The sequence below is a fragment of the Aquimarina latercula DSM 2041 genome (assembly GCF_000430645.1).
Taxonomy (GTDB): domain Bacteria; phylum Bacteroidota; class Bacteroidia; order Flavobacteriales; family Flavobacteriaceae; genus Aquimarina; species Aquimarina latercula.
On the sequence record NZ_AUMK01000013.1, the window covers coordinates 67,599 to 92,774 of the forward strand.

The 25,176-nt window shown below is 34.7% G+C and carries 18 protein-coding genes and 1 tRNA gene; 15 read left to right on the forward strand and 4 right to left on the reverse strand.

The window, feature by feature from the left end:
• The first annotated feature begins 39 nt into the window (after positions 1 to 39).
• Positions 40 to 1,278, forward strand: coding sequence for a metallophosphoesterase (locus H526_RS0113110; RefSeq protein WP_035085545.1), 1,239 nt, complete (start codon positions 40 to 42; stop codon positions 1,276 to 1,278).
• Between the two features lie 82 nt (positions 1,279 to 1,360).
• Positions 1,361 to 1,657, forward strand: coding sequence for a thioredoxin family protein (locus tag H526_RS0113115; RefSeq protein ID WP_027393424.1), 297 nt, complete (start codon positions 1,361 to 1,363; stop codon positions 1,655 to 1,657).
• Positions 1,658 to 1,684: 27 nt separating this feature from the next.
• Here the strand turns inward: H526_RS0113115 and H526_RS0113120 are convergent, their stop codons facing one another.
• Both H526_RS0113120 and H526_RS0113125 read right to left on the reverse strand, forming a co-directional pair.
• Entirely contained in the window at positions 1,685 to 2,332 is a 648-nt protein-coding gene (locus H526_RS0113120) for a polysaccharide deacetylase family protein (RefSeq protein ID WP_342667687.1), read from the reverse strand.
• Positions 2,333 to 2,365: 33 nt separating this feature from the next.
• Complete coding sequence (locus tag H526_RS0113125; RefSeq protein ID WP_027393426.1) at positions 2,366 to 5,668, reverse strand: glycosyltransferase family 117 protein; 3,303 nt, start codon at positions 5,666 to 5,668, stop codon at positions 2,366 to 2,368.
• Between the two features lie 214 nt (positions 5,669 to 5,882).
• On the opposite strand from H526_RS0113125, the gene H526_RS0113130 reads away from it, so the two are divergent.
• Positions 5,883 to 5,955: transfer RNA gene (locus H526_RS0113130), tRNA-Gln, on the forward strand.
• Between the two features lie 55 nt (positions 5,956 to 6,010).
• Here the strand turns inward: H526_RS0113130 and H526_RS0113135 are convergent.
• Positions 6,011 to 6,844 carry a universal stress protein gene (locus tag H526_RS0113135; protein WP_247666455.1) on the reverse strand — a complete coding sequence of 278 codons (834 nt, stop codon included), beginning with the start codon at positions 6,842 to 6,844 and terminating at the stop codon, positions 6,011 to 6,013.
• 272 nt (positions 6,845 to 7,116) lie between these two features.
• Here H526_RS0113135 and rimP point away from each other — a divergent pair, with 272 nt between their 5' ends.
• From rimP to infB, 3 genes are read left to right on the forward strand one after another with little or no spacing between them, the layout of a single operon-like run.
• Positions 7,117 to 7,584, forward strand: coding sequence for a ribosome assembly cofactor RimP (gene rimP / locus H526_RS0113140; protein ID WP_027393428.1), 468 nt, complete (start codon positions 7,117 to 7,119; stop codon positions 7,582 to 7,584).
• Positions 7,585 to 7,596: 12 nt separating this feature from the next.
• Positions 7,597 to 8,829 carry a transcription termination factor NusA gene (gene nusA / locus H526_RS0113145; protein ID WP_027393429.1) on the forward strand — a complete coding sequence of 411 codons (1,233 nt, stop codon included), beginning with the start codon at positions 7,597 to 7,599 and terminating at the stop codon, positions 8,827 to 8,829.
• A 45-nt stretch (positions 8,830 to 8,874) separates the two neighbouring features.
• On the forward strand, positions 8,875 to 11,685 hold the full coding sequence (gene infB / locus H526_RS0113150; RefSeq protein ID WP_027393430.1) for a translation initiation factor IF-2: 2,811 nt from the start codon (positions 8,875 to 8,877) through the stop codon (positions 11,683 to 11,685).
• 85 nt (positions 11,686 to 11,770) lie between these two features.
• On the opposite strand, the gene H526_RS0113155 is transcribed toward infB, so the two are convergent.
• Entirely contained in the window at positions 11,771 to 12,223 is a 453-nt protein-coding gene (locus H526_RS0113155) for an SPOR domain-containing protein (RefSeq protein WP_081415620.1), read from the reverse strand.
• Between the two features lie 223 nt (positions 12,224 to 12,446).
• Between H526_RS0113155 and H526_RS0113160 the strand changes: the two genes are divergently transcribed.
• From H526_RS0113160 to H526_RS31805, 9 genes are all read left to right on the forward strand, one after another.
• Entirely contained in the window at positions 12,447 to 13,763 is a 1,317-nt protein-coding gene (locus tag H526_RS0113160; protein WP_027393432.1) for a c-type cytochrome, read from the forward strand.
• 60 nt (positions 13,764 to 13,823) lie between these two features.
• Positions 13,824 to 16,937 (forward strand): TAT-variant-translocated molybdopterin oxidoreductase, encoded by a 3,114-nt coding sequence (locus tag H526_RS0113165; RefSeq protein WP_027393433.1) that lies wholly within the window; start codon positions 13,824 to 13,826, stop codon positions 16,935 to 16,937.
• Positions 16,938 to 16,971: 34 nt separating this feature from the next.
• Positions 16,972 to 18,720, forward strand: a complete 1,749-nt coding sequence (nrfD, locus tag H526_RS29125) for an NrfD/PsrC family molybdoenzyme membrane anchor subunit (RefSeq protein WP_081415621.1) — start codon at positions 16,972 to 16,974, stop codon at positions 18,718 to 18,720.
• Between the two features lie 4 nt (positions 18,721 to 18,724).
• Positions 18,725 to 19,264 (forward strand): DUF3341 domain-containing protein, encoded by a 540-nt coding sequence (locus tag H526_RS0113175; protein WP_027393434.1) that lies wholly within the window; start codon positions 18,725 to 18,727, stop codon positions 19,262 to 19,264.
• A gap of 5 nt (positions 19,265 to 19,269) precedes the next feature.
• The gene (locus tag H526_RS29130; RefSeq protein ID WP_035085547.1) at positions 19,270 to 19,917 is read left to right on the forward strand and encodes a c-type cytochrome; all 648 of its coding nucleotides are present in this window, start codon (positions 19,270 to 19,272) and stop codon (positions 19,915 to 19,917) included.
• Positions 19,918 to 19,957: 40 nt separating this feature from the next.
• Positions 19,958 to 21,304 carry a hypothetical protein gene (locus H526_RS0113185; RefSeq protein ID WP_027393435.1) on the forward strand — a complete coding sequence of 449 codons (1,347 nt, stop codon included), beginning with the start codon at positions 19,958 to 19,960 and terminating at the stop codon, positions 21,302 to 21,304.
• A 33-nt stretch (positions 21,305 to 21,337) separates the two neighbouring features.
• Positions 21,338 to 22,414 carry a cytochrome c oxidase subunit II gene (locus H526_RS0113190; protein ID WP_027393436.1) on the forward strand — a complete coding sequence of 359 codons (1,077 nt, stop codon included), beginning with the start codon at positions 21,338 to 21,340 and terminating at the stop codon, positions 22,412 to 22,414.
• 48 nt (positions 22,415 to 22,462) lie between these two features.
• On the forward strand, positions 22,463 to 24,283 hold the full coding sequence (locus H526_RS0113195) for a cytochrome c oxidase subunit I (RefSeq protein WP_027393437.1): 1,821 nt from the start codon (positions 22,463 to 22,465) through the stop codon (positions 24,281 to 24,283).
• Between the two features lie 166 nt (positions 24,284 to 24,449).
• On the forward strand, positions 24,450 to 25,151 hold the full coding sequence (locus H526_RS31805; protein ID WP_155839691.1) for a hypothetical protein: 702 nt from the start codon (positions 24,450 to 24,452) through the stop codon (positions 25,149 to 25,151).
• The last annotated feature ends 25 nt before the right edge of the window (positions 25,152 to 25,176 follow it).

Below are 25,176 nucleotides of genomic sequence, written 5' to 3' on the forward strand. Positions count from 1 at the left end.
TGAGATAGTTTTGTTAAGTAAATAAAACTTAGAATTAATATGCGTTGGATTATTCCTTTAGTGCTTTATGTTTTAATAGAATTATATGCTTATCAAGTAATTCGCACTTTATCAAAAAATCAATGGATCCAAATAGTATATTTGATTATCTCATTACTCATAATAGGGTATGTTATATATGTTTTTGCTAACTACGATAGAAGTGTAGGTCCTACAAAATATTCATTAAGAGCAAGTGGTTTGTTGTTAGTCACCTTAGTTCCTAAGTTGATTTTAGTGTTGTTTATGTTTGGGGAGGATATTATAAGGCTTTGCGTAGCAGGGTATACTTATCTTACAAATACATTTTTTGACGGAAATGCGACTCAATATTTACCAAGTCGAAGAAAATTTATAAGTCAAATAGCTTTAGGGGTAGCTGCAATACCTTTTGCAGGATTAGTGCATGGTATATTTAGAGGTAAGTATAATTTTAAAGTTATTAATCATGTTCTATATTTTGATGATTTACCAAATGCATTTGATGGTTTTCGGTTAACTCAGATATCGGATATTCATTCTGGTAGTTTTGATGAGGTTGAAAAGATTGAATATGCTGTAGATTTAATAAATCAGCAGCAAACTGACTTATTAGTTTTTACTGGGGATATTGTAAATACTATGGCTAGTGAAATGGATGATTGGATTGATATTTTTAAGGGTTTAAAAACACCTTCTTTTGGGAAATATTCTATTTTGGGAAATCATGATTATGGTGAATATGTAACTTGGGATTCAGAAGAAGAAAAAGAAGCTAATTTTGAAGCTATTAAAGAAGTGCATTCTAAAATTGATTTTCAATTGTTGTTAAATGATAATTCGTTTATAGAAAAAGATGATGACCGAATAGCTATAGTCGGTGTGGAGAATTGGGGGCATAATTTTAAAAAGGCAGGAGATTTGGCAAAAGCATCGAATGGTGTTTCCAAAGAAGATTTTAAAATTTTATTAAGTCATGATCCATCTCACTGGGAGTATGAGGTAAAAAAGCATGATAATCATTATCATTTAACGCTTAGTGGGCATACTCATGGATTTCAGTTTGGAATAGAAATCCCTGGGTTTTTAAAGTGGAGTCCTGTACAGTATGTTTATAAACAATGGGCTGGTATGTATAATGATATGGGGCGTTATCTTAATGTAAATAGAGGGTTTGGTTTTCATGCCTTTCCCGGAAGAGTAGGGATTTGGCCGGAAATTACTGTTATAGAATTGAGAAAAGGTCCTAAACCCGCATAATTCGAAGAAAGTGTTATATTTACAATTATATATCAGCTTTGTTCGTTAGTATAGCATAGTTAGATAATAAAATTTTTAGAACATGTCAAAGTTTGGAGAGTTAATAGGTATTGAGGTTCCGGTTTTGCTGGATTTTTATACTGAATGGAATGAACCTTCTGTATCCATGCATCCTGTGTTAAAGGATGTGGCTGCTGCTCTTGGCGATAAAGCTAAAGTGATAAAGATAGATGTGGATAAAAATGAGGAGTTGGCTACAGCGCTTCGTATTAAAGGTCTTCCTACATTAATGATTTATAAAGAAGGAGAAATGGTTTGGAGACAAAGCGGAGAGCAAGATGCGAACACGCTTATAGGTCTTATGAAAGAGTATGTTTAAAAAAGAACTTTCTTAGATTGATTAAGATTAAATCTTTTCAAATATAAATCCTTTTTCAGAAAAATGCTTAAGTACTTTAGGCAATGCTACCCTAAGGTTTTTAAATGCTTTAATACTATCATGAAAAACAACAATACTACCTTTTTTTGCGTTTGCAACGACATTAATAGAGCATTGTTCTGGTGAGGTATTTTTGTCCCAATCTTTGGATAACACATCCCATAATATAATTTCATAGTTTAGTTTCCTTAACTCTGATAATTTACGCTTATTTAATTGTCCATAAGGAGGTCTAAACAGTTTGTGGTTAATTTTAGTGTGTTCTAAAATTTCATTTTCACATTTTAAAACATTTTCAATGTATGTAGAAAAGCTATTTTTCCTCGCTTTCAAGTGGTTCATAGTGTGGTTACCAATACTATGTTCATCTGAAATTATTCTTTTAAAAATCATTGGGTTTTTCCTAATATTTTCACCAATACAAAAAAAAGTGCCTTTTGCGTTATACAGTTTTAGTTGATCTAATACGAAATCGGTTACTTCGGGAATAGGGCCATCATCAAAGGTTAGATAAATCTTCTTTTCTTCGCAAGTGTAGAAATCCCAAGTATAGTTGGGGAATAGTAACTTAATACTGTTAGGCGTTTTATTAGGTATTAAATCCAAATTTATCAAAAAAAAGAGCCTTAGTTAAAAGGCTCAGTTGTGTTATGATTTTGGTAGTTCTTCTAAAGTGTCTAATGGTTTTTGACTATCTAGAAGTTCTTTTTGCAAATCTTGCTCTTGATCTTCCAAAACATCTTGATTGTCATACTCTTCATCTTCAGAATAAAGTCTTGTAAATAATCTTAGGTATCTATTAAATTCTTCAGCCTTTTCTTCAATCATTTCTTTGTCTTGATTGATTATTAGAAGATCTACAACACTTCTATATCTTTCTACATTACTTACTATCTCACTAGCATATTCATATTGATGTTCTAAAGTAAGGCTCCCGAAGTATGTCAATTGTTCTTGATATTTTTTTGCGATTTTATTCCATAAATCACGCGCTTTTTCTTTTTCTCCTACTTCGTAGTATCCACTTACATATGGTTCTAATAGCGTGTAATACTCATAGAATTCTATTGGCATTTTTTCCATCCCAAGGTCTAGAATTGTTTTAGCCTTATCTTTTTTGCCTTCATTAATCAATGCTTCTACTAATCTAGCTAGATTACTACGATAAGTAATAGCGTTTTTTCGAGTTTCAGGATCATGATAAATGTTGGGGTTTTCGCTATTTCCCCAATCCCAGCTAGTAACATTGTTATACATAAGATCTGTGTCAATACGTCCCATGTCATAAGGGTTTCGTTTGTCTATTGGAGTTCTAATAGGAACTAGTTTATAGGTAACACCATCTAATTGTAAATAATCTTTCATCCATAAATAATCATCATCACCAAAACTCCCACCAGTAAAATATACAGGTCTTTCCCAGTTATTGTTAGCAATCATGTCTAACATTAGCAATCGATTTTTAAATAGTAGATCACCTTTTAAATGTATATCTATATAAGGAACTATAAGATGAGCATCTTTTTGTGATACGATTCCATTTCTAAGAACGGCTTCTTTATCAACAGGAATTCTTATGTGTTTCGTTGGAAAAGTGTTTACTTGTTTTCCATTTTGTAAGTCACCTTTGGTTCTAGGATCATCAGTCTCAATCCATCGCATCCAGTTTTTGATAAGCATAGTATCATTAGTGACTGGTTTGTAATAAATAGCATCATTGTTTCCAAACCTATAGAACTCGTGTGTTAACTGAGATGGGATTGGTTTACCATCATATGCAGCTTTTTTCATCTGATCGATGTACCAATCTGTTGCAAATAAGCTAGTATTTACTGTTCTTACATCAGTTCTGTATTCTTCTATATCTTGAGCATACCATAATGCAAATGTATCATTATCACCTATTGTAAAAAGTATAGCGTCTTTTTGGCATGATTGAAGGTACATTTTTGCCATAGCTTGTGCTGTATATCGATTCGAACGGTCGTGGTCATCCCAATTTTGAGCAGCCAATAAAACGGGTACGGCGAGTAAACATATTGTAGTTACTAGAGGAGCTAGTAATTTTGGTTTTAATGAGTTTTTAAGAATGTCGAATAATGCATATACTCCAAAACCTATCCATATAGCGAATACATAAAATGAACCAACTAAGGCATAATCCCTTTCTCTTGGTTCAAAAGGTCTTTCGTTAAGATATATTTTTAGGGCCAATCCTGTAAATAAGAAAAAAGCTAATAGCACCCAGAAATTTTTCTTATCCTTTTGTACTTGGAACACAAAACCAATGAGACCAAGCAATAATGGTAAAAAGTAATAGGTGTTACGAGCTTTGTTTTTTAATACATCCTCAGGTAAATTGTCTTGAGATCCTAAATGTATTTCATCAATAAATTTAATTCCACTAAGCCAATTACCTTCTAGATTGCTATATTTTCCCTGATTATCATCTTGTCTACCCACAAAATTCCACATAAAATATCTCCAATACATATATCCTATTTGATATTCAAGGAGATATAAAACGTTAGATGCAAAAGATGGTTTTTCTACATTTAAATAATCACCAAAGGAGCGTAAGAATTCATTGTAGTCGTCATTGTCTAATTTACCTACCGCATATTCTCTTCTAAATTGCGTAACAGCTTCAAGTAATTCGGATTCATCTTGGTACTCTGGTTTTATAGTGAACCTAATCGGTCCGGTGAAGTCCATGTAATTGGAAATATGCTCGGTACTCCACATTCTTGGTAAAAATGCCTTATGATCATCATCTATGTTTTGTCTAGCATTTTTCCAGTCGTTTACAATATCGTACTTCCCAGTTTTTAGATTTTTCTCATATTTAGGTTTGTCATCTTCATAAGGTTCGTCTTCATCGAGTCCGGCATATATTTCAGTAAATTGTGGTCCATAAAATAGATGAGTTTCTGGATATTGTTCTAGGTTATAATAAGCGAGTAATTCACGAGCATTGTTTGGATTATTTTCATTTATGACTGTTCCAGCATTAGCTCTTATTGGAAGCATGATCCAACAAGAGAAACCAATGAATATAAATAACACGCATAGTACAGCAGAGTTGATTAAAGGGAATTCCTTTTTGCGCGTGTATTTAAGAATGAAATAAAATGCCGCTGCTATAATGAGGCCTAAAAATATAGTCCCTGAGTTAAATGGCATTCCAAAACTATTCACAAAAGTAACCTCAAACCATCCAAACAATTTTAACGTGGAGGGAAGTAGTAACTTAAATATAAATAGGAGTATTGCAACTACTACGATATTAGCAGTAATAAAATTCTTGATAGTAACTTTGTAGTTTTTGAAATAATATAACAACCCTATTGCTGGTATGGAAAGTAATCCCATAAAGTGAACTCCAAAAGAAAGTCCAGCAATAAAAGCAATTAAAATTAACCATCGGTTACCTCTCGGGTTGTGCATGTCTCTTTCCCAGAGTAATCCTAAATAAAACAATACAGATAAAATACAAGTAGCCATTGCGTATACTTCTGCTTCTACTGCATTAAACCAAAAACTATCGGTAAAAGCAAATGCCAAAGACCCAACTAAACCGCTTCCTAAGGTTGCTAAAGCTTTACCATCTGTAAAACTTTCTTCCGTTATAATTAATTTTTGGACAAGAATAGTGATCGACCAGAACATAAAAAGAATGGCAAAAGCACTAGCGAAAGCAGAAGTCATATTAACAACAAGCGCTATCTGCGTGGGGTCTGATGCAAATATGGAAGCAAAAGCGCCTATCATTTGAAATAGAGGTGCTCCCGGCGGATGTCCAACTTGTAATTTAGAAGATGTAGCTATGTACTCACCTGCATCCCAAAAACTAGCTGTTGGTTCTACGGTTAAGGAGTATACACAAAGGGCGATTCCAAAAACTACCCATCCTAATATTTTATTCCACTTTTTAAAGTTGAATGTGCTCATAAGATATAACTGTTATAACGTGTGGCGAATTTAGTAATAAAAATACTTCTCTATTAGTTTTTTTAGCAAACGCTTAACAGAAGTTTATATTTTGGATAAGTGATAAATAAAACTGGCTCAATAAATAGGATAAAAACTAAAGAATGAATATTTTTTTAAAAAAATGTTTGCAGACCAAAAAGAATATATTAAATTTGCACCCGCAATGACGCATTGGTCTATGGTGTAACTGGCAACACGTCTGGTTTTGGTCCAGAAGAGTCTAGGTTCGAGCCCTAGTAGACCAACATAAAAGAGCTACATATAATGTGTAGCTCTTTTTTATTTATAAGTAAGATTAAATTATATTTTGAAGGTTAGAACGGGTCTTTTAGCATGGTTTACCACGTCTTCTCCAAGACTTCCATTAATAAAGTGAGATAATCCCTTTCTTCCGTGTGTGCTAATTCCTATAAGGCCTGCATCTACAGAATTTGCAAAATTTAAAATTCCTTTTTCTACATTGATGTCGTTGTAAATATTTAGTGAGTAGTTGTCAATAGGTAGATCAGCAATCATTAGATTCATTTTTTCTTCCGTTTCTCTAGTTGTTTTAAAACTATTTGCTGTGTTTATCCACACTAAGTGTAATTTTGCTTCTAGTTGTTTAGCAAATTCATGCGCTGATATTAATGATGGTTTATCTTCATCATCAAAATTAGTAGCATACACAAGGTCGTTAACATTGTAGATGTCACAATCTTCTTTAATTACAAGCACAGGTTTTTCTGAAGTTCGAACTACTTTTTCGGCATTAGAGCCAATAAATAATTCTTCAAACCCAGAGGATCCGTGGGAACCCATTATAATCATGTCTATATCATTCTTGTCACACGAATCCATAATTCCACGGAGAACATCTTCAAAACTAACAGTTTCGATTACTTCTAGATCCTTTAGGTAGTCACTAGCTAAAACTTCTTCAAACTTCTTATGTGTTTGTTTCATAAAAAATATGGCTTCCGGCGCAGAAGCGGAAGCTCCAGAAGACATTAAATCGACCAGATGAACTGGCATTTCTAAAATATGTAAAAGATAGATCTGACAATCGTTCTTTTTAGCGATTTGCGCTGCTACCTTTAAGGCGCTTTCTGCTTGAGTAGAAAAATCAGTAGGTACTAGAATTCTTTTAATCATGGTTAAGTGTGTTTAAGAGAAATTTATCAATATCCAAGTAGCACTTGGTTTAGGTTAGTTATTTTTTTGTTTGTGTAAACTGTAGATTAAAAAATGTATTTCCCCTATGATTCTTAAAATCGTTAGGTTGTAATAAGCTAACAGTCATTTAAATTTACGAATAAATTCATTCTTAAGTAGATTTTGAATCTAAGATATTATTACTATCTTTGCACCGTTGAAATTAAAAAACCAGATTGAGGGGACGAAAAGTCCCCTCTTTTTATCTGCCTATGTTATTAAAAGATAAAGTTCAAAGTTTATTAGCAGAAGCCCTAGAAGAAAGGCCTTCGCTTTTCTTGATCAGTCAAAAAATACATCCTGGTAACATCATAGAGATTATTGTTGATGGTGATGGTGGTATAACTGTAGAGGATTGTATAGCTTTAAGCAGAGCGATTGAGCATAATTTAGACCGAGAAGAAGAAGATTTTTCTTTACAAGTAATGTCTGCTGGAGTTTCTGAAGGCTTAGTTCATCGACGTCAGTATAAAAAGAATATAGGTAGAAAATTAAAGGTAAAAACCGAAGGTGGTAATACTATTGAAGGAGAGTTGGTTTCTGTGTCTGATAATAGTATAGATTTGGTTTGGAAAGCAAGAGAGCCAAAACCAGTAGGGAAAGGAAAAATAACGGTAATAAAGGAGGCTTCTGTTTCTTATGATGAAATACAGGAAGCTAAAGTTATGATAACATTTTAATTATAAATTGATATGGAAAATATCGCATTAATAGAGTCATTTTCAGAATTTAAGGATGATAAGTTAATCGATCGTGTTACGCTAATGGCGATCTTAGAAGATGTGTTTAGAAATGCATTAAAAAAGAAATTTGGTAGTGATGATAATTTCGATATCATTATAAATCCTGATAAAGGGGATTTAGAAATTTGGAGAAACCGTGTGGTTGTTGCTGATGGTGAAGTTGAGGATGGAAATCAGGAAATATCAATTTCTGAAGCGCAAAAAATAGAACCAGATTTTGAAATAGGAGAAGACGTTTCTCAAGAAGTGAAGTTAATAGATTTAGGTAGACGTTCAATTTTGGCTTTACGTCAGAATTTAATTTCTAAAATTCATGAACACGATAACACTAATATCTATAAGCAATTTAAAGAATTAGAAGGAGAGATATATACTGCAGAAGTGCACCATATTCGTCATAGAGCGATTATTTTGTTAGACGATGAGGGTAATGAGATTATTTTACCAAAGGATAGACAAATACCTTCAGATTTTTTCAGAAAAGGAGAAAATGTAAGAGGGGTTATTGAATCTGTGGAGTTAAAAGGTAATAAACCAGCAATTATTATGTCTAGAACATCTCCATTGTTTTTGGAGAAGTTGTTCGAGTCTGAGATTCCAGAGGTTTTTGATGGTTTGATTACTGTTAAGAAAGTTGTTAGAATACCAGGAGAAAAAGCTAAAGTAGCTGTAGACTCTTATGACGATAGAATTGATCCAGTTGGAGCTTGTGTTGGTATGAAAGGATCTCGTATCCACGGTATCGTAAGAGAACTTGGTAATGAAAATATTGATGTTATAAATTATACGAATAACCTTCAGTTGTTTATTACTAGGGCTTTAAGTCCAGCAAGAGTAACTTCTATTAAGCTTAATGAAGAGGGTAGCCGAGCAGAAGTTATGCTGAAGCCAGAAGAAGTTTCTAAAGCAATCGGACGTGGAGGACACAATATTAGATTGGCTGGTCAATTAACAGGTTATGAAATTGATGTGTTTAGAGAAGGGGTTGAAGAAGATGTTGAATTATCAGAATTTTCTGATGAAATAGACTCTTGGATTATAGAAGAATTTGCTAAAATAGGATTAGATACAGCTAAGAGTATTTTGGAGCAAGATATTAAAGACTTAGTAAAAAGAACAGATCTTGAAGAAGAGACTGTTAGTGAAGTTATTAGAATATTAAAATCAGAATTTGAAGATTAATAACTTCAATTAATTTATATTTGAGCATAAAATAATAAGGCATTTATGGCTGAAGCAAAAACAATGAGATTAAATAAGGTATTACGCGAATTCAATATCTCGCTAGATCGGGCTGTTGACTTTTTGAATTCAAAAGGTCATGAGATAGACTCGCGTCCTACCACAAAGATTTCTTCGGAGATCTATCAGCTGTTGTTTGATGAGTTCCAGACAGACAAGAGTAAGAAGGTAGCTTCAAAAGAGGTTGGTGAGGAAAAAAGAAAAGAGAAAGAAGCGCTCAGAGTGCAGATTGAAACGGAACAAGAGGAGAGACGTAAGCGCGCTGAAGCTCGTGAAGTTGTGAAAGCCAAAGCCCAATTGACTGGACCGAAACAAGTAGGTAAAATAGAATTGGATAAGAAAGAAGAAGTTGTTGAGAAGCCCGAAGAAAAAGCAGCAACAGAAGAAGCTCCTAAGAAAGAAGAGGTAAAAGAAGTTGAAAAGGAGAAAGAGGAAGTGAAAGAAAAGGCTCCTGAAGTGGTTTCTAATAGGCCTGCTAAAAAAGGTATAAAAATAGCTAAAGTTGCAGCGATAGATCTGGAACAAAAGAAAGCTTCTAAACCAGCAGAGCAGCCGGCTAAAAAGGAATCTCCTGCTTCTAAAGAACCGGAACCTCAGGGAGAACCTGTAAAGGTAGAAACTCAGTATAAGAAGTTGGATGGTCCGAATTTTACTGGTCAAAAAATTGATTTAACTAAGTTTCAGAAGCCTCCAAAAAAGAAAGAAGATAAATCGAAGTCTTCGGATAGCGATCCAAAAAAACGTCGTAGAAGAATTAGCAAAGATGGTGGAGGAGCTAAATCTGGAGGACCAGGTAATAGACAAGGTGGTAATCGTGGGCGTGGTCCAGGAAATCGAGGTCCAAACCGAGGTCCAGGAAAAGGAAAGAGACCTGCTGTAGTTAAGGAGGAGCCTAGTGAAGAAGAAGTACAAAAACAAGTAAGAGAAACTCTTGAGAAGCTTCAAGGGAAATCAAATAAATCCAAAGCAGCTAAATATCGTAGAGATAAGCGTGATCAGCATCGCCAAAAAGTGGAAGATGATGTGGCTCAGCAAGAACAAGCAAGTAAGGTTCTTAAAGTAACTGAGTTTGTTACGGTTTCTGAGGTGGCGACGATGATGGATGTTCCTACAACTCAAGTAATATCAGCTTGTATGTCATTAGGTATTATGGTGACTATGAACCAACGTTTGGATGCGGAAACCCTTTCTATTGTTGCAGATGAATTTGGATATGAAGTTGATTTTGTAACATCTGATATTGAAGAATCAATAGAAGAAATAGTAGATGCTCCAGAAGATCTTGTACTTAGAGCACCTATTGTTACTGTAATGGGACACGTTGATCACGGTAAAACTTCTCTGTTAGATTATATTCGTGAAGAGAATGTAATAGCAGGAGAAAGTGGTGGTATTACGCAGCATATTGGTGCGTACGGTGTTCAATTAGAAAATGGTCAAAAGATCGCATTCCTAGATACTCCGGGTCACGAAGCGTTTACAGCAATGCGTGCTCGTGGTGCTCAAGTAACGGATTTAGCAATTATTGTGATAGCTGCAGATGATGACGTAATGCCGCAAACAAAAGAAGCGATCAGTCATGCGCAAGCTGCTGGTGTTCCGATTGTTTTTGCTATAAATAAAGTAGATAGACCAGAAGCTAATCCTGATAAGATTAAGGAAAAATTAGCTTCTATGAATTTATTGGTAGAAGATTGGGGTGGAAAAATTCAATCCCATGATATTTCTGCTAAGACGGGACAAGGAGTTAAAGAACTTTTAGAAAAAGTACTTCTGGAGGCAGAAATATTAGAACTTAAGGCGAATCCGGATAGATTGGCATCTGGTACTGTGGTAGAAGCATTTTTAGATAAAGGTAGAGGATATGTGTCAACAATTTTAGTACAAACAGGTACACTACAAGTTGGAGATTATGTATTGGCTGGAAAGAATAGTGGTAAGGTTAAAGCAATGCAGGATGAACGTGGTAAGAACGTTAAGAAAGCAGGTCCTTCAACACCAGTATCTATTTTGGGTCTAGATGGTGCTCCTCAGGCAGGTGATAAGTTTAGTGTTTTAGAAGATGAAAGAGAGGCAAAAGATATAGCTTCTAAAAGAGCTCAGTTGCATAGAGAACAATCAGTACGTACACAGAGACATATTACGCTTGATGAAATTGGACGTCGAATTGCACTTGGAGACTTTAAGGAATTAAATATTATTCTTAAGGGTGATGTTGATGGTTCGGTAGAAGCGTTAACGGATTCATTCCAGAAGTTATCGACAGAAGAGATTCATGTAAATATAATCCATAAAGCAGTAGGAGCAATTACAGAAAGTGATGTGTTACTAGCATCTGCTTCTGATGCTATTATAATAGGATTTAATGTGAGACCTGCAGGTAATGCCCGTCAGGTTGCTGATAAAGAAGAAATCGATATCAGAACATATTCGATTATATACGATGCGATAAATGATCTAAAAGATGCAATGGAAGGTATGCTTTCTCCTGTGATGAAGGAAGAAATTACTGGTACTGCTGAGATTAGAGAAACATTCAAGATATCTAAAGTTGGAACAATTGCTGGTTGTATGGTTCAAACAGGTAAAATTATACGTAACGCTGGAATTCGTTTAATACGTGAAGGTGTAGTTGTGTATACTGGAGAGCTTGCTTCTTTAAAGAGATTTAAGGATGATGTGAAAGAGGTTTCTAAAGGGTATGATTGTGGATTGCAGGTTAAAAATTACAATGATATTAAGATAGGTGATGTAATAGAATCTTTCCAGGAAGTTGCTGTGAAGAAAAAATTATAAAACCGACATACATATAGGATTATAATAAAAAAGCCTGATCAATATTGATCAGGCTTTTTTATGTTTGTGATATGGATTTTGATATTTATTTTTTTTCTGGTTTAAAAGGGAATGCGTTAGGAAATTCTTCTCTTATCTCTTTTAATGCTCGATCCGTCTCTAATTTACTTCGATAATTACCTATCCATACTTTATGATTTGGAGTTTCATAAACGATGTCTGCTCTCCATTGAGGGAAAGACTTTTCTGCATTGTTTCTAATTGTGTTTGCATTTTTTAGGTCCCCTGTATATAGTTGAATCCTGTAGTTCTCACTGAGAACACCGTCTTTATCCATTTTGGTTTTAATGTTTAGCAGCTGGTTGATTCGTGGATCTTGGTTGATAGTAATGGTTGGTTCGGCTGGTGGAGTCATCTCTACAGTGGTAAAAACCGTTGGATTATCCAAATTAGTAGAATCTTGTGCGCTTATATAGGTGATTCCTGTAAAACAAAAACCTAATAATAAAAGGTTGTTTTTTTTGTTTAAAATTCTCATTACAAATAGATTTGATACAAAGGTAAAGTTTAATAACTCAAAATCCTTTAAAAATATTATTTAGAATTATTATAAATTACCACTTAACACTTCGCTAACATTTCTAAAATCGACTTATTATAGTACTTTTGCTGTCGAATTAAATGGACGTGGTTTTTGTATCATTTTTTACAAATAATGAAAAAACCATACCAAAATTTAGACGATAATTCTACTTAATAATATGAAACAGGTGAAATACCGAAATTCAGCCTCAAAACTCCTACTCTTAGGAACTGTTTTTTTGTTCTCTTTATTGAATCCAGTTTTTGCTCAGGAAGAAGCTGTGTTAACTGAAGCCGCTGCTGTGGAATCTACTGCTGGTGGTGATGTTGCAAAGGGAGAAGCGTTATTTAAATCGCTATGTGCTGCTTGTCACAAGCGTTATAAGAAAATGACAGGTCCAGCATTGTTTGGAGTTACCGAGAGAAGAGATACAGAATGGTTGTATTCTTGGATTAAGAATAGTGCGGCAATGATTGCTTCTGGAGATGCAGATGCAGTTGCGATTTTTGAAGAGTACAAGAAGACTCCGATGAATGCCTTTCCTCAATTAACAAATACGGATATTGATAATATTTTGGCATATGTTATGGTGCCAAAAGCTGATCCGCCACCACCGCCACCTGGTGAAGTTACAAGTCAATCTAGTGGTTCCGGAGTGTCTTCTAATTTAATTTTAGCAGCTTTAGCGTTAGTGTTTCTAATGTTGGTAGTGGTGTTGTTTTTAGTTAATAAAACACTTAGAAATTTTGCAGAAGCAAATGGTGTACAATTACCTGAAGCAGAAGCTAGAACTCCAATATGGAAAGCATTTGTGCAAAATCAATTTTTAGTATTGGTTTCTGCAATATTTGTATTGCTTGCTAGTGGATACTTTGTTTATGGTTATTTTATGCAAGTTGGAGTTGATCAGGGATATATGCCAATTCAACCAATACATTATTCTCATAAAATACATGCAGGAGACAATAAGATAGAGTGTAAGTACTGTCATTCTTCTGCTAGAGTTTCTAAACATTCAGGAATTCCATCGCTTAATGTTTGTATGAACTGTCACAAATCAATTAGTGAGGTTGCTGAAGGTACCGCAACAGCTGATTACTCGAAGGAGTTTTATGACGGTGAAATTAAGAAGTTATATAAGGCTGTTGGTTGGGATGAGAGTTCTCAGTCTTATACTGGCGAAACTGAGCCTGTAAAATGGGTGCGTATCCATAATTTACCAGACTTTGCATACTTTAATCACTCTCAGCATGTAAGTGTAGCGGGTATAGAGTGTCAGAAATGTCACGGACCTGTAGAAGAAATGGAAATTATGTATCAACATGCTCCATTGACAATGGGATGGTGTATCAACTGTCACAGAGAGACTAATGTGAAAATGGAAGGCAATGAGTATTATGATAAGATACACAAAGAGTTGTCTAAGAAGTATGGAGTGGATAAGTTAACAGCTGCTCAGATGGGTGGTCTGGAATGTGGTAAGTGCCACTATTAATAAAATGATTTATTCGTCGTTTAAGCGAAAAAATAAGTAAGAAGCTAATATCAATTATATATGTCATCAAACAAGAAATACTGGAAAAGTGTTGAAGAGCTAAACGAAAATAGCTCTATTGTTGAGACGCTACAACAAAATGAGTTCGTTCAGGAGATTCCTGCGGATGAGTTTTTAGGAGATAAGTCATCTCTGGAAAGTTCTTCGACTTCACGTCGTGACTTTCTTAAATATGTAGGTTTTAGTACAGCGGCTGCATCTTTAGCAGCTTGTGAAGGACCAGTAATTAAATCAATACCATATGTAGTGCAGCCAGAAAGAATAGTTCCTGGTGTTGCAAATTATTATGCGACTACTATTGCAGATGGTTATGATTTTGCAAGTGTTTTAATAAAAACAAGAGAAGGTCGTCCAATCAAGGTAGAGAATAATAATCTGGCTACTTCTAATGGAGAGGCAAATGCTAGAGTTCATGCTTCAGTATTATCATTGTATGATAGTACCCGTTTGCAAGGTCCTAAAAAAGGAGATGAAGATATTAGTTGGGATGTCCTTGATAAAGAGGTTGGATCCAAGCTTAATAGTTTAGGGGGAAAACAAATTGTATTGTTAACTCAGACATTTGCTAGTCCTTCTACATCTAAATTGATATCAGAGTTTAAAGCAAAATATGCTAATGTTTCTCAAGTTGTATATGATGCTATATCGTATAGTGAAGCATTAGACGCTTACGAAATGATGTATGGAGAAAGAGCATTAGCCGATTATGATTTCTCTAAAGTAAATACTATTGTAAGTATAGCTGCCGATTTCTTAGGAGATTGGCAAGGAGGAGGATATGACAGTGGATATGCACAAGGACGTGTTCCTGAAAATGGAAAAATGTCAAAACATATCCATTTTGAAGCAAATATGTCATTATCTGGAGCAAATGCAGATAAACGAGTAAAGGCAACACCTACTCAGCAAAAACAGGTGTTAGCAGCTTTATATAAATATGTTACTGGTGCCGGATCCAAAGGAGCATTGGATGCTGGTTTGGATGCCGAAGTTGTTAAAGCGGCTAAACATATACAGAAAGCAGGGAGCAATGCAGTTGTAGTTTCTGGTGTTCAAGATGTGGATGCTCAATTGTTAGTTTTAGCTATTAATAAGCATATTAGTAGTAAAGCATTTAATGAAACTACACCAAGAAAAATTCGTCAAGGTAATGCTAAGGCGGTAGCTCAGTTGGTGAAGGATATGAATGCAGGACTTGTTGGTGCACTTTTAATAGCAGGTGTTAATCCAGCATATTCTCTTCCGAATGCAAATGAGTTTAAAGAAGGTCTTAAAAAAGTAGACGTTTCTGTTGCATTTAGTATGCATAATGATGCCACAGCATCTGAGTGTACTTATGTTGCGACTACGCCTCATTATTTAGAGTCTTGGGGAGATGTAGAATTAAAGAAAGGTAGCTACAGTTTAATGCAGCCTACTATTCGTCCTTTATTCGATACTAGACAATTTCAAGAAACACTATTGAAGTGGACAGGTAATACTGCTGCTTATAACGATTATATTAAGGATGCTTGGACAGGTGTACTAGGAGGTGCTTCTTGGAATCAGGCATTACACGATGGAGTATTGGTGAAACCAGTACTAGCTAAGGAATCTTTGGAAACAGCAATAGCTACTCCAGAGGGTGATGCAGAAGTTGTAGATGCGGTGCCTGCTGGACCTAATGTTGGTGCAGCTGCTAGGAGATTATCTACTGCAAAATCAAATGGATTAGAACTTACATTATATACGAAGACTGCTTTAGGTGATGGGCAACAGGCTAATAACCCTTGGTTACAAGAAATGCCCGATCCTATAACCAGAGCTTCTTGGGATAATTATCTAACAGTTTCAAGAGCAGATGCAGAGGCTAATGGCTTGATGAATGAAAATGTCGCGAATGGAGCTTTAAATGGTAGTTATGCAACTGTTACCGTGAATGGAGTCAATGTGACTGCACCGGTAATCATTCAGCCAGGGCAAGCACAAGGAACTATTGGTTTAGCTCTAGGGTACGGTAAGATAGTTGGTGTAAAAGAAGAAATGCAAGTAGGTGTTAATGCATTTGCATTATACCAGAATCAAAATGCGGTACAATCTGTTTCTGTTTCAGCGGCTGAGGGTACACATGAATTTGCTTGTGTACAGTTACATAATACATTGATGGGTCGTGGAGATATTATTAAAGAAACGACTCTTGAGATATTTAATACGGGCAATCCAAAAGATTGGAACAAGATGCCTCAGGTAAGTAAAGATCATATTGAGTTTGATGTTACTTCGCCAGAAGTTGATCTTTGGGATGAGTTTGATCGTTCTGTTGGGCATCATTTTAATCTTTCTATAGATTTAAATGCTTGTACAGGATGTGGAGCTTGTGTTATTGCTTGTCATGCTGAGAATAATGTTCCTGTAGTTGGGAAGTCTGAGATTAGAAGATCGCGTGATATGCATTGGTTGCGTATTGATCGTTATTATTCTTCAGAAGAAAGTTTTGAAGGTGATAATAATAAGAAAGATGCTATTTCTGGTTTAGGTAGTTCTTTATCTGAATTTGGTGAAATGGAAGTTCCTTCTGATAGTCCAGAAGTTGCATTTCAGCCAGTAATGTGTCAGCATTGTAATCACGCACCTTGTGAAACTGTTTGTCCAGTAGCGGCAACATCACACGGAAGACAAGGTCAGAATCATATGGCTTATAACCGTTGCGTAGGAACAAGATATTGCGCAAATAACTGTCCTTATAAAGTACGTAGATTTAACTGGTTCTTGTATAATGAAAACGATGAATTTGATTATCATATGAACAATGATCTAGGTCGTATGGTATTAAATCCAGATGTAACTGTTCGTTCAAGAGGGGTTATGGAAAAATGTTCTATGTGTATCCAAATGACTCAAAAAACAATTTTGGATGCTAAAAGAGAGGGAAGAGCAATTAAGGATGGAGAATTCCAAACTGCTTGTTCGGCTGCTTGTTCTTCTGGAGCAATGACATTTGGTGATATAAATGATAAGGATAGTAAAGTCGCTAAATTAACAGAGGATAATCGTATGTATCATTTACTTGAACACGTAGGTACTAAACCAAATGTTATGTATCAAACGAAAGTAAGAAATACTACGGAAGCCTAATTAACTAAATAAAGAATCAATTCAATTATAAAGGATTATGTCTCATTACGAAGCACCTATAAGAAAACCTTTAGTAACTGGCGATAAAACCTACCACGATGTAACTGTGGATGTGGCTGCACCGGTTGAAGGAAAAGCAAATAAATCTTGGTGGATTGTCTTTTCTATCGCGCTTATTGCTTTCCTTTGGGGAATAGGTTGTATAATTTATACAATTTCCACAGGTATTGGTACCTGGGGACTTAATAAAACAGTAGGATGGGCGTGGGATATTACCAACTTCGTATGGTGGGTAGGTATCGGTCACGCAGGAACATTAATTTCTGCTGTATTATTGTTATTCCGTCAGAAATGGAGAATGGCGATTAACAGATCTGCAGAAGCGATGACCATATTTTCGGTTATTCAGGCAGGTTTATTTCCAATAATTCACATGGGACGTCCATGGTTGGCATATTGGGTATTACCTATTCCGAATCAATTCGGATCTTTATGGGTAAACTTTAATTCTCCATTACTTTGGGATGTATTTGCGATCTCTACATATCTTTCAGTTTCTTTAGTTTTCTGGTGGACTGGATTACTGCCTGATTTTGCGATGATAAGAGACCGTGCTATTACACCATTTAATAAGAGAATATATGGTATACTTTCTTTTGGATGGAGTGGTAGAGCAAAAGATTGGCAGCGTTTTGAGGAAGTTTCCTTAGTACTTGCAGGTTTAGCAACACCATTAGTACTTTCTGTACATACAATTGTATCTTTTGACTTTGCAACATCTGTTATTCCTGGATGGCATACAACTATATTCCCTCCTTATTTTGTGGCAGGTGCAATTTTCTCTGGATTTGCAATGGTAAACACATTACTTATTATAATGAGAAAGGTGTCGAACCTAGAAAATTATATTACAATACAACATATAGAATTAATGAACATTGTAATAATGATTACGGGTTCAATAGTTGGAGTTGCGTATATAACCGAACTGTTTGTTGCTTGGTATTCTGGAGTAGAGTATGAGCAGTATGCTTTCTTAAATAGAGCAACTGGTCCTTACTGGTGGGCTTATTGGGCGATGATGTCTTGTAATGTATTCTCTCCTCAGTTTATGTGGTTTCCAAAATTGAGAAGAAGTATAATGTTCTCATTCATTATATCTATCGTAGTAAATATAGGAATGTGGTTTGAGCGTTTTGTGATTATTGTTACTTCGCTTCATAGAGATTATTTACCATCATCTTGGACAATGTTCTCTCCTACATTTGTAGATATTGGAATATTTATAGGTACGATCGGATTCTTCTTTGTATTATTTTTATTGTATGCACGTACATTCCCAGTAATTGCACAAGCAGAAGTAAAAACAATATTGAAATCTTCTGGAGAGAAATATAAAAAGCTAAGAGAGGCTGGTATTGATCATAGAGATGAGTTGCCTAAAGTAGCTGCTAAGATTACATCTGAGGAAAAGATAGTTGAAGAGGTGTCTGAAGAAGTTAAGAATCTAGAGGATACTAGTCAAGATGATATCAATAACTTATTAGGTAACTTAGGAACTTTTGATTCGGCTACACAGACAGCTGATGATCTTAAGAAAGTGAACGGTATTGGTCCAGTAATGGAGAAAAAATTGAATGAAATTGGAATCTATACTTTCGATCAGGTAAGTAAGATGACCGAAACAGAGTACAATTTATTAGATAGTATTACAGGGTCTTTCCCAGGACGAGCACAACGTGACGATTGGGCTGGGCAAGCTGAAAAATTAAAAAACAACTAGAAGTATGGCATCTAAAGTTATACATGCATTATATACGGATGATGATGTCCTAATGGACGCTGTGAAGCAGGTTCGAGGAGAACATTATCATATTGAAGAGGTTTACACACCTTTTCCTGTTCACGGTCTTGATAAAGCAATGGGATTGGCTCCTACTAGACTTGCAATAACATCCTTTATGTATGGGTGTGTTGGACTCACAGTAGCGATTACTATGATGAATTTCATTATGATAGAGGATTGGCCACAAAATATTGGTGGTAAGCCAAGTTTTAGCTACATCGAAAACATGCCTGCATTTGTTCCAATCATGTTCGAACTTACTGTGTTTTTTGCAGCGCATTTAATGGTTATAACTTTTTATATGAGAAGTAAACTATGGCCATTTAAAGAAGCAGAAAATCCGGATGTAAGAACTACAGATGATCATTTCTTAATGGAAATAGATGCAAGTCATCAAGATGTAGATGCGATGACAAGTTTCTTAAGCAATACGGGAGCTGTAGAGATTAAAGTAATAGATAAGCAAGAAGATAACCATTAGTAATAATGAAGAATAGTTTAAATATAATAGTAGTTGCAATAATGATGATTACAATTGTTTCTTGTAAAAAAGATTCAAAACCTAATTATCAATATATGCCTAATATGTATGAGCCTGTAGGTTATGAAACTTATGGCCAGTATGGAGTTTTTCCAGGAGGTCAAGAAGCTATGTTACCTGCGGAGGGTTCTGTTCCAAGAGGTTGGATGCCTTATGATTATAAGAATGCACCAGAGGGATATCAGTTAGCTAAAGATTCTTTAAGAAACCCTATTCGATATACTAAGGAGAATGAGGAGAGTGGAAAAGCATTGTATGATATTTACTGTGCGATTTGCCACGGAGAAAAAGGAGATGGAAAAGGAACCTTGGTAAAAAGGGAAAAAATTCTTGGTGTTCCTAGTTACGACGATATTGGTAGAGCAATTACTGAAGGGAGTATCTATCACGTAATGTATTATGGTATTAATTCTATGGGATCATATGCTTCTCAGACAAATGAGAACGAACGTTGGCAGATTGTACAATATGTACAAAAGTTAAAGGCTGATCTTGAAGGGAAACCTGCTCGTATTGATACAGAAGTGGTTTCTGCAAAAGTAGAAGAGACTGCTCACAACACAACAGAAGAGAACCACGATAACGCACATTAGTGCATTTGTTAAAAGTTAAGAATAACGATATTATATAAATATGTATACGCTATCAAGTAAATTAAGATTATTTTCTATCATTCTTGTAGTTATTGGTGCAATAGGGCTAACTTATGGTTTCCTTTCTGCTCCTAATACTATCGAAGAGGTAAAAGAAATGATGGCAGCACACGATGCTCACGGAGGTGGACATGGTGATACGCAGGCAACAACTGATTCACACGCATCTGAAGGTCATGGAACCGAAACCCATGGTAAAGAAGATGCGCATGGAGGAGATTCACATTATGAACATACGTTACATCAATTGCAAAATAAGCCATGGGCAGCATTATATGTAGCTGCTTTTTTCTTCTTTATGATTGCGTTAGGTGTGTTAGCATTTTATGCAATTCAATTTGCTGCGCAAGCAGGTTGGTCTCCGGTACTTTTTAGAGTTATGGAAGCGATCACAGCATATTTGGTGCCTGGAGGTATAATATTATTTGTAATACTGGCCTTATCAGGGTTTCATGTAAATCATTTATTTGTTTGGGCCGATCCTGAGGTAGTTGCTCATGATAAATTAATTCAAGGTAAATCTGGGTGGTTAAATGGAACTGGTTTTATAATTAGAGCGGCTATTTTCTTAGGAGGATGGATGTTGTATCGTCATTTTGCGGTAAAATACTCTAGAAAACAAGATGAAGATGCTACTGGAAACAAGTGGTATAAAAAGAGTTTTAAAATCTCAGCAGGATTCTTGGTGTTCTTTATTTATACAGAATCTATGGCTTCTTGGGATTGGATTATGAGTTTTGATCCACATTGGTTTAGTACTTTGTTTGGATGGTATGTTTTTGCAAGTTTATTTGTTTCAGGAATAACTACGATTGCATTAATAACTATTTACCTTAAGTCTAAAGGATATATGGAATTTGTGAATAATAGTCATATTCATGATTTAGCGAAATTTATGTTCGGTGTTAGTATATTCTGGACATATCTTTGGTTCTCTCAGTTTATGTTGATTTGGTATTCTAACATTCCTGAAGAGGTAACATATTTTATAACTCGTATTGAGGATTATAAATTACCATTCTTTGGTATGTTAGTTATGAACTTTATATTCCCTTTATTAGTTCTTATGAACAGTGATTATAAACGTATTAACTGGTTTGTAGTGATGGCAGGTATTATTATTTTATGTGGACATTATGTTGATATATTTAATATGGTAATGCCGGCTACAGTAGGTGAATCTTGGTTTATTGGTGTTACGGAAATTAGTGCGGTATTGTTGTTTTTAGGATTATTCTTATACATAGTATTCAAAGCACTTACTAAAGCACCATTATTAGCTAAAGGGAATCCTTATATTGAAGAAAGTAAACACTTTCATTATTAAAAATTAGATCGTAAAAAAGAAGATAGATAAAAAATGACTGTATTCTTAACCATAGTAGTTATAGCACTTATAGGAATCTCCTTATGGCAGATGTCTAAAATATTGAAGTTATCTCAAGTTAAAGGAGCTGATAACTCTCAAGTAGCTAACGACAAGGATAATAACTTACAAGGTAAGTTAATGCTTGCTTTTGTTGTATTCATATATATCCTAACCATATTTTGCTTTGTTCAATATAATAGTTTTTTCCTTCCAGAATCGGCTTCTGAGCACGGGATTGAATACGATAGGTTAATGTTAATATCTATGGTGTTGATTATGTTTGTTCAGATCATCACTCAAGGATTGTTACATTTCTTTTCATATAAGTATAGAGGAAATAAAAATAACAAAGCATTATTCTTTGCTGATAATGATAAGTTAGAGTTTATTTGGACTATTATTCCTGTGATTGTTTTAGCGGGATTGATTATATATGGATTGTTTACTTGGACTGATATTATGAATATCGATGAGGAAGAAGGTGATCCGTTAATTATAGAATTATATGCATATCAATTTGATTGGAGAGCAAGATATTCTGGAGAAGATAATGTTTTAGGAAAGGCTAATGTTCGTTTTATAGAAGGTGTTAATACTTTAGGGTTAGATGCATCTGATTCTTATGGGATGGATGATAAAATAGTAAATGAACTACACCTTCCTGTTAATAGAAAAGTGATCTTTAAAATGCGTTCTCAGGATGTATTACATTCTGCTTATATGCCGTTTTTTAGAGCACAGATGAATGTAGTTCCTGGTATGATTACAGAGTTTGCATATACACCGATATTAACTTCTGATGAAATGCGTAATAGTGAGTTTATGGTAGAAAAAGTAGCCACTATTAATAAGATTAGAAGAGAAAAGAGCAAACAATTGGTTGCAGCAGGAGATGAAGCTTTAGAAAATTACGAATTTGATTACTACTTATTATGTAACAAGATTTGTGGTGCTTCTCATTACAATATGCAAATGAAGATTGTAGTGGAATCAGAAGAAGATTATAATGCTTGGTTAAAAACACAACAGACATTTAAAGAGCAATTATCTGCTCAAGCAAGCAACTAAGAAAGAGAAAAAGAGAAATTATTATATTTTTATTAAAAGAATAACTGTATGTCAGCAATAGCACACGTAGATGGTCACGCAGAAGATCACGATCACGGACATCATCATAAAGAGACATTTATAACTAAATATATTTTTAGTCAAGATCACAAGATGATTTCCAAGCAGTATTTGATTACTGGATTGATTATGGGAATCATTGGTATTGCAATGTCTTTATTGTTTAGAATGCAATTAGCATGGCCTGATCATAAATTTACTGTTTTTGAGGTCTTATTAGGTAAGTTTGGAGAAGATGGTGTAATGGACCCTAGTATGTATCTTGCTTTGGTGACGATACATGGTACGATTATGGTATTCTTCGTATTAACGGCAGGTTTAAGTGGTACATTTAGTAACCTTCTAATTCCATTGCAGATAGGTGCTAGAGATATGGCTTCTGGCTTCTTAAATATGGTTTCGTATTGGTTGTTTTTTTTAAGTAGTGTAATAATGGTTTTATCTCTGTTTGCAGAGGCAGGACCTGCATCTGCTGGATGGACTATTTACCCGCCATTAAGTGCTTTACCGCAAGCTATCGGAGGTTCTGGTACTGGTATGACGTTATGGTTAGTATCTATGGCAATCTTTATCGCTTCTTCATTATTAGGTTCATTAAATTATGTGGTAACCGTAATTAATTTAAGAACAAAAGGGATGTCAATGACGCGTATGCCATTAACAATATGGGCATTTTTTGTAACAGCGATTATTGGTGTGGTATCTTTCCCGGTTTTACTTTCGGCGGCATTATTATTAATAATGGATAGAGGTTTTGGAACTTCATTCTACTTAAGTGATATTTATATTGCCGGAGAAGTATTGCATAACCAAGGGGGATCACCTGTACTTTTTGAACACTTATTTTGGTTCTTAGGTCACCCAGAAGTATATATTGTATTATTACCGGCTTTGGGTATAACATCAGAGATTATTGCAACGAATGCGCGTAAGCCTATATTTGGATATAGAGCCATGGTTGCTTCAATCTTGGCAATTGCATTTTTATCTACTATCGTATGGGGTCACCATATGTTTATTTCAGGGATGAATCCGTTCTTGGGATCAGTATTTACGTTTACAACTTTATTAATTGCAATACCATCTGCGGTAAAAGCGTTTAATTATATTACGACATTATGGAAAGGTAATCTACAACTCAATCCTGCAATGTTATTTTCTATAGGTCTAGTATCTACATTCATAACAGGTGGACTTACGGGAATTATTCTTGGAGATAGTACACTTGATATTAATGTGCACGATACATATTTTGTAGTAGCGCATTTTCACTTGGTGATGGGTATCTCGGGATTGTATGGTTTATTCGCTGGAGTATATCACTGGTTCCCTAAGATGTATGGTAAGATGATGAATAAAAATCTTGGATATGTTCATTTTTGGGTAACAGCAATAGGGGCATATGGAGTTTTCTTCCCAATGCACTTTATTGGAATGGCTGGATTGCCACGTCGTTATTATACAAACAGTAATTTCCCATATTTTGATGATTTAGCGGATACCAATGTTTTAATTACTGTATTTGCTTTGATTACAGCAGCTGCACAATTGGTATTCCTTTATAACTTTATACATTCTATTTTCTACGGAAAGAAAGCGGTTCAAAACCCATGGAAATCTAATACTATGGAATGGACAACACCTGTAGAGCATATGCACGGAAACTGGCCTGGAGCAATTCCACATGTATATAGATGGCCTTATGATTATAGTAAAACTAGAGAAGATGGTGAGTATGTAATTCCTGGACAGGATTATGTTTCTCAAATCACTCCATTACAGGACGGAGAAGAGGAAATGCATCATTAACTGATCTATTATAAAAATAAATAAGCCCTTTTGAGTTAATCTCAAAAGGGCTTATTTATTTTTGAGGATATTATTTTACTTTATTAATGGTATATAGAAGTATACTTAAGTAGTTTGTTAAGTATAATTTTAATGCTATTTTAGAGTATAAATAGAAAATTCAAAATTGAGCTACCTATCCCCGGCATATGTCTTTTGTTATATAAGTATTGTAGTAGTATTTTTTTGTGGGTTGTTTTATGGGAACTCAGTGTTGGTTTTTATAAAACCAATCTCTTCTTTAACACTGATTTGGATTTATTTTGACAATAGGAAGAAGGTAAGTGTGCTGTATCCATTAATTATCGGTATCATTATTATAAATGATGTTCTTGTTTTAAAGAATTTTGATCTTTATTTTGAATATATAAGCATATTATTGATGTTGTATTACTTTTTATGCTCGTACTTGTTACTGCCGTTTATTTCTTTAAAAGATATTAAGTATAAAGAAATGCTTTCTCCTTCTGTGGTAATAGGTGTATTATTAGTTATTTATCTTACTCTTTCTATTTTTAATATGACCATGCCTGGCTTTCAAGATGCTATTGGTTATGGTGTAATAATAGTTATTTCTCTACTCTACTTCTTAGGGTGTTGTTTTATTATTTACTTGAGAAATAAGTATCAATATTCTTACTACCTACTAATTGCAGCAAGTAGTTGTGCTTTAGTTAATGCTTTAGTTCCTATTCAAGAGTTATATTATAACAATGTCATTTTTGAAGCTATTATATATTCTGTAGATGTAATTGCTATGTTATTTTATCTAAAGTTCTTGGTAAGTACTAAGCCAATGGAAGAAACTAAAGGATCTAATTTTATTTAGCATATAATTTATAGGATATCTATTA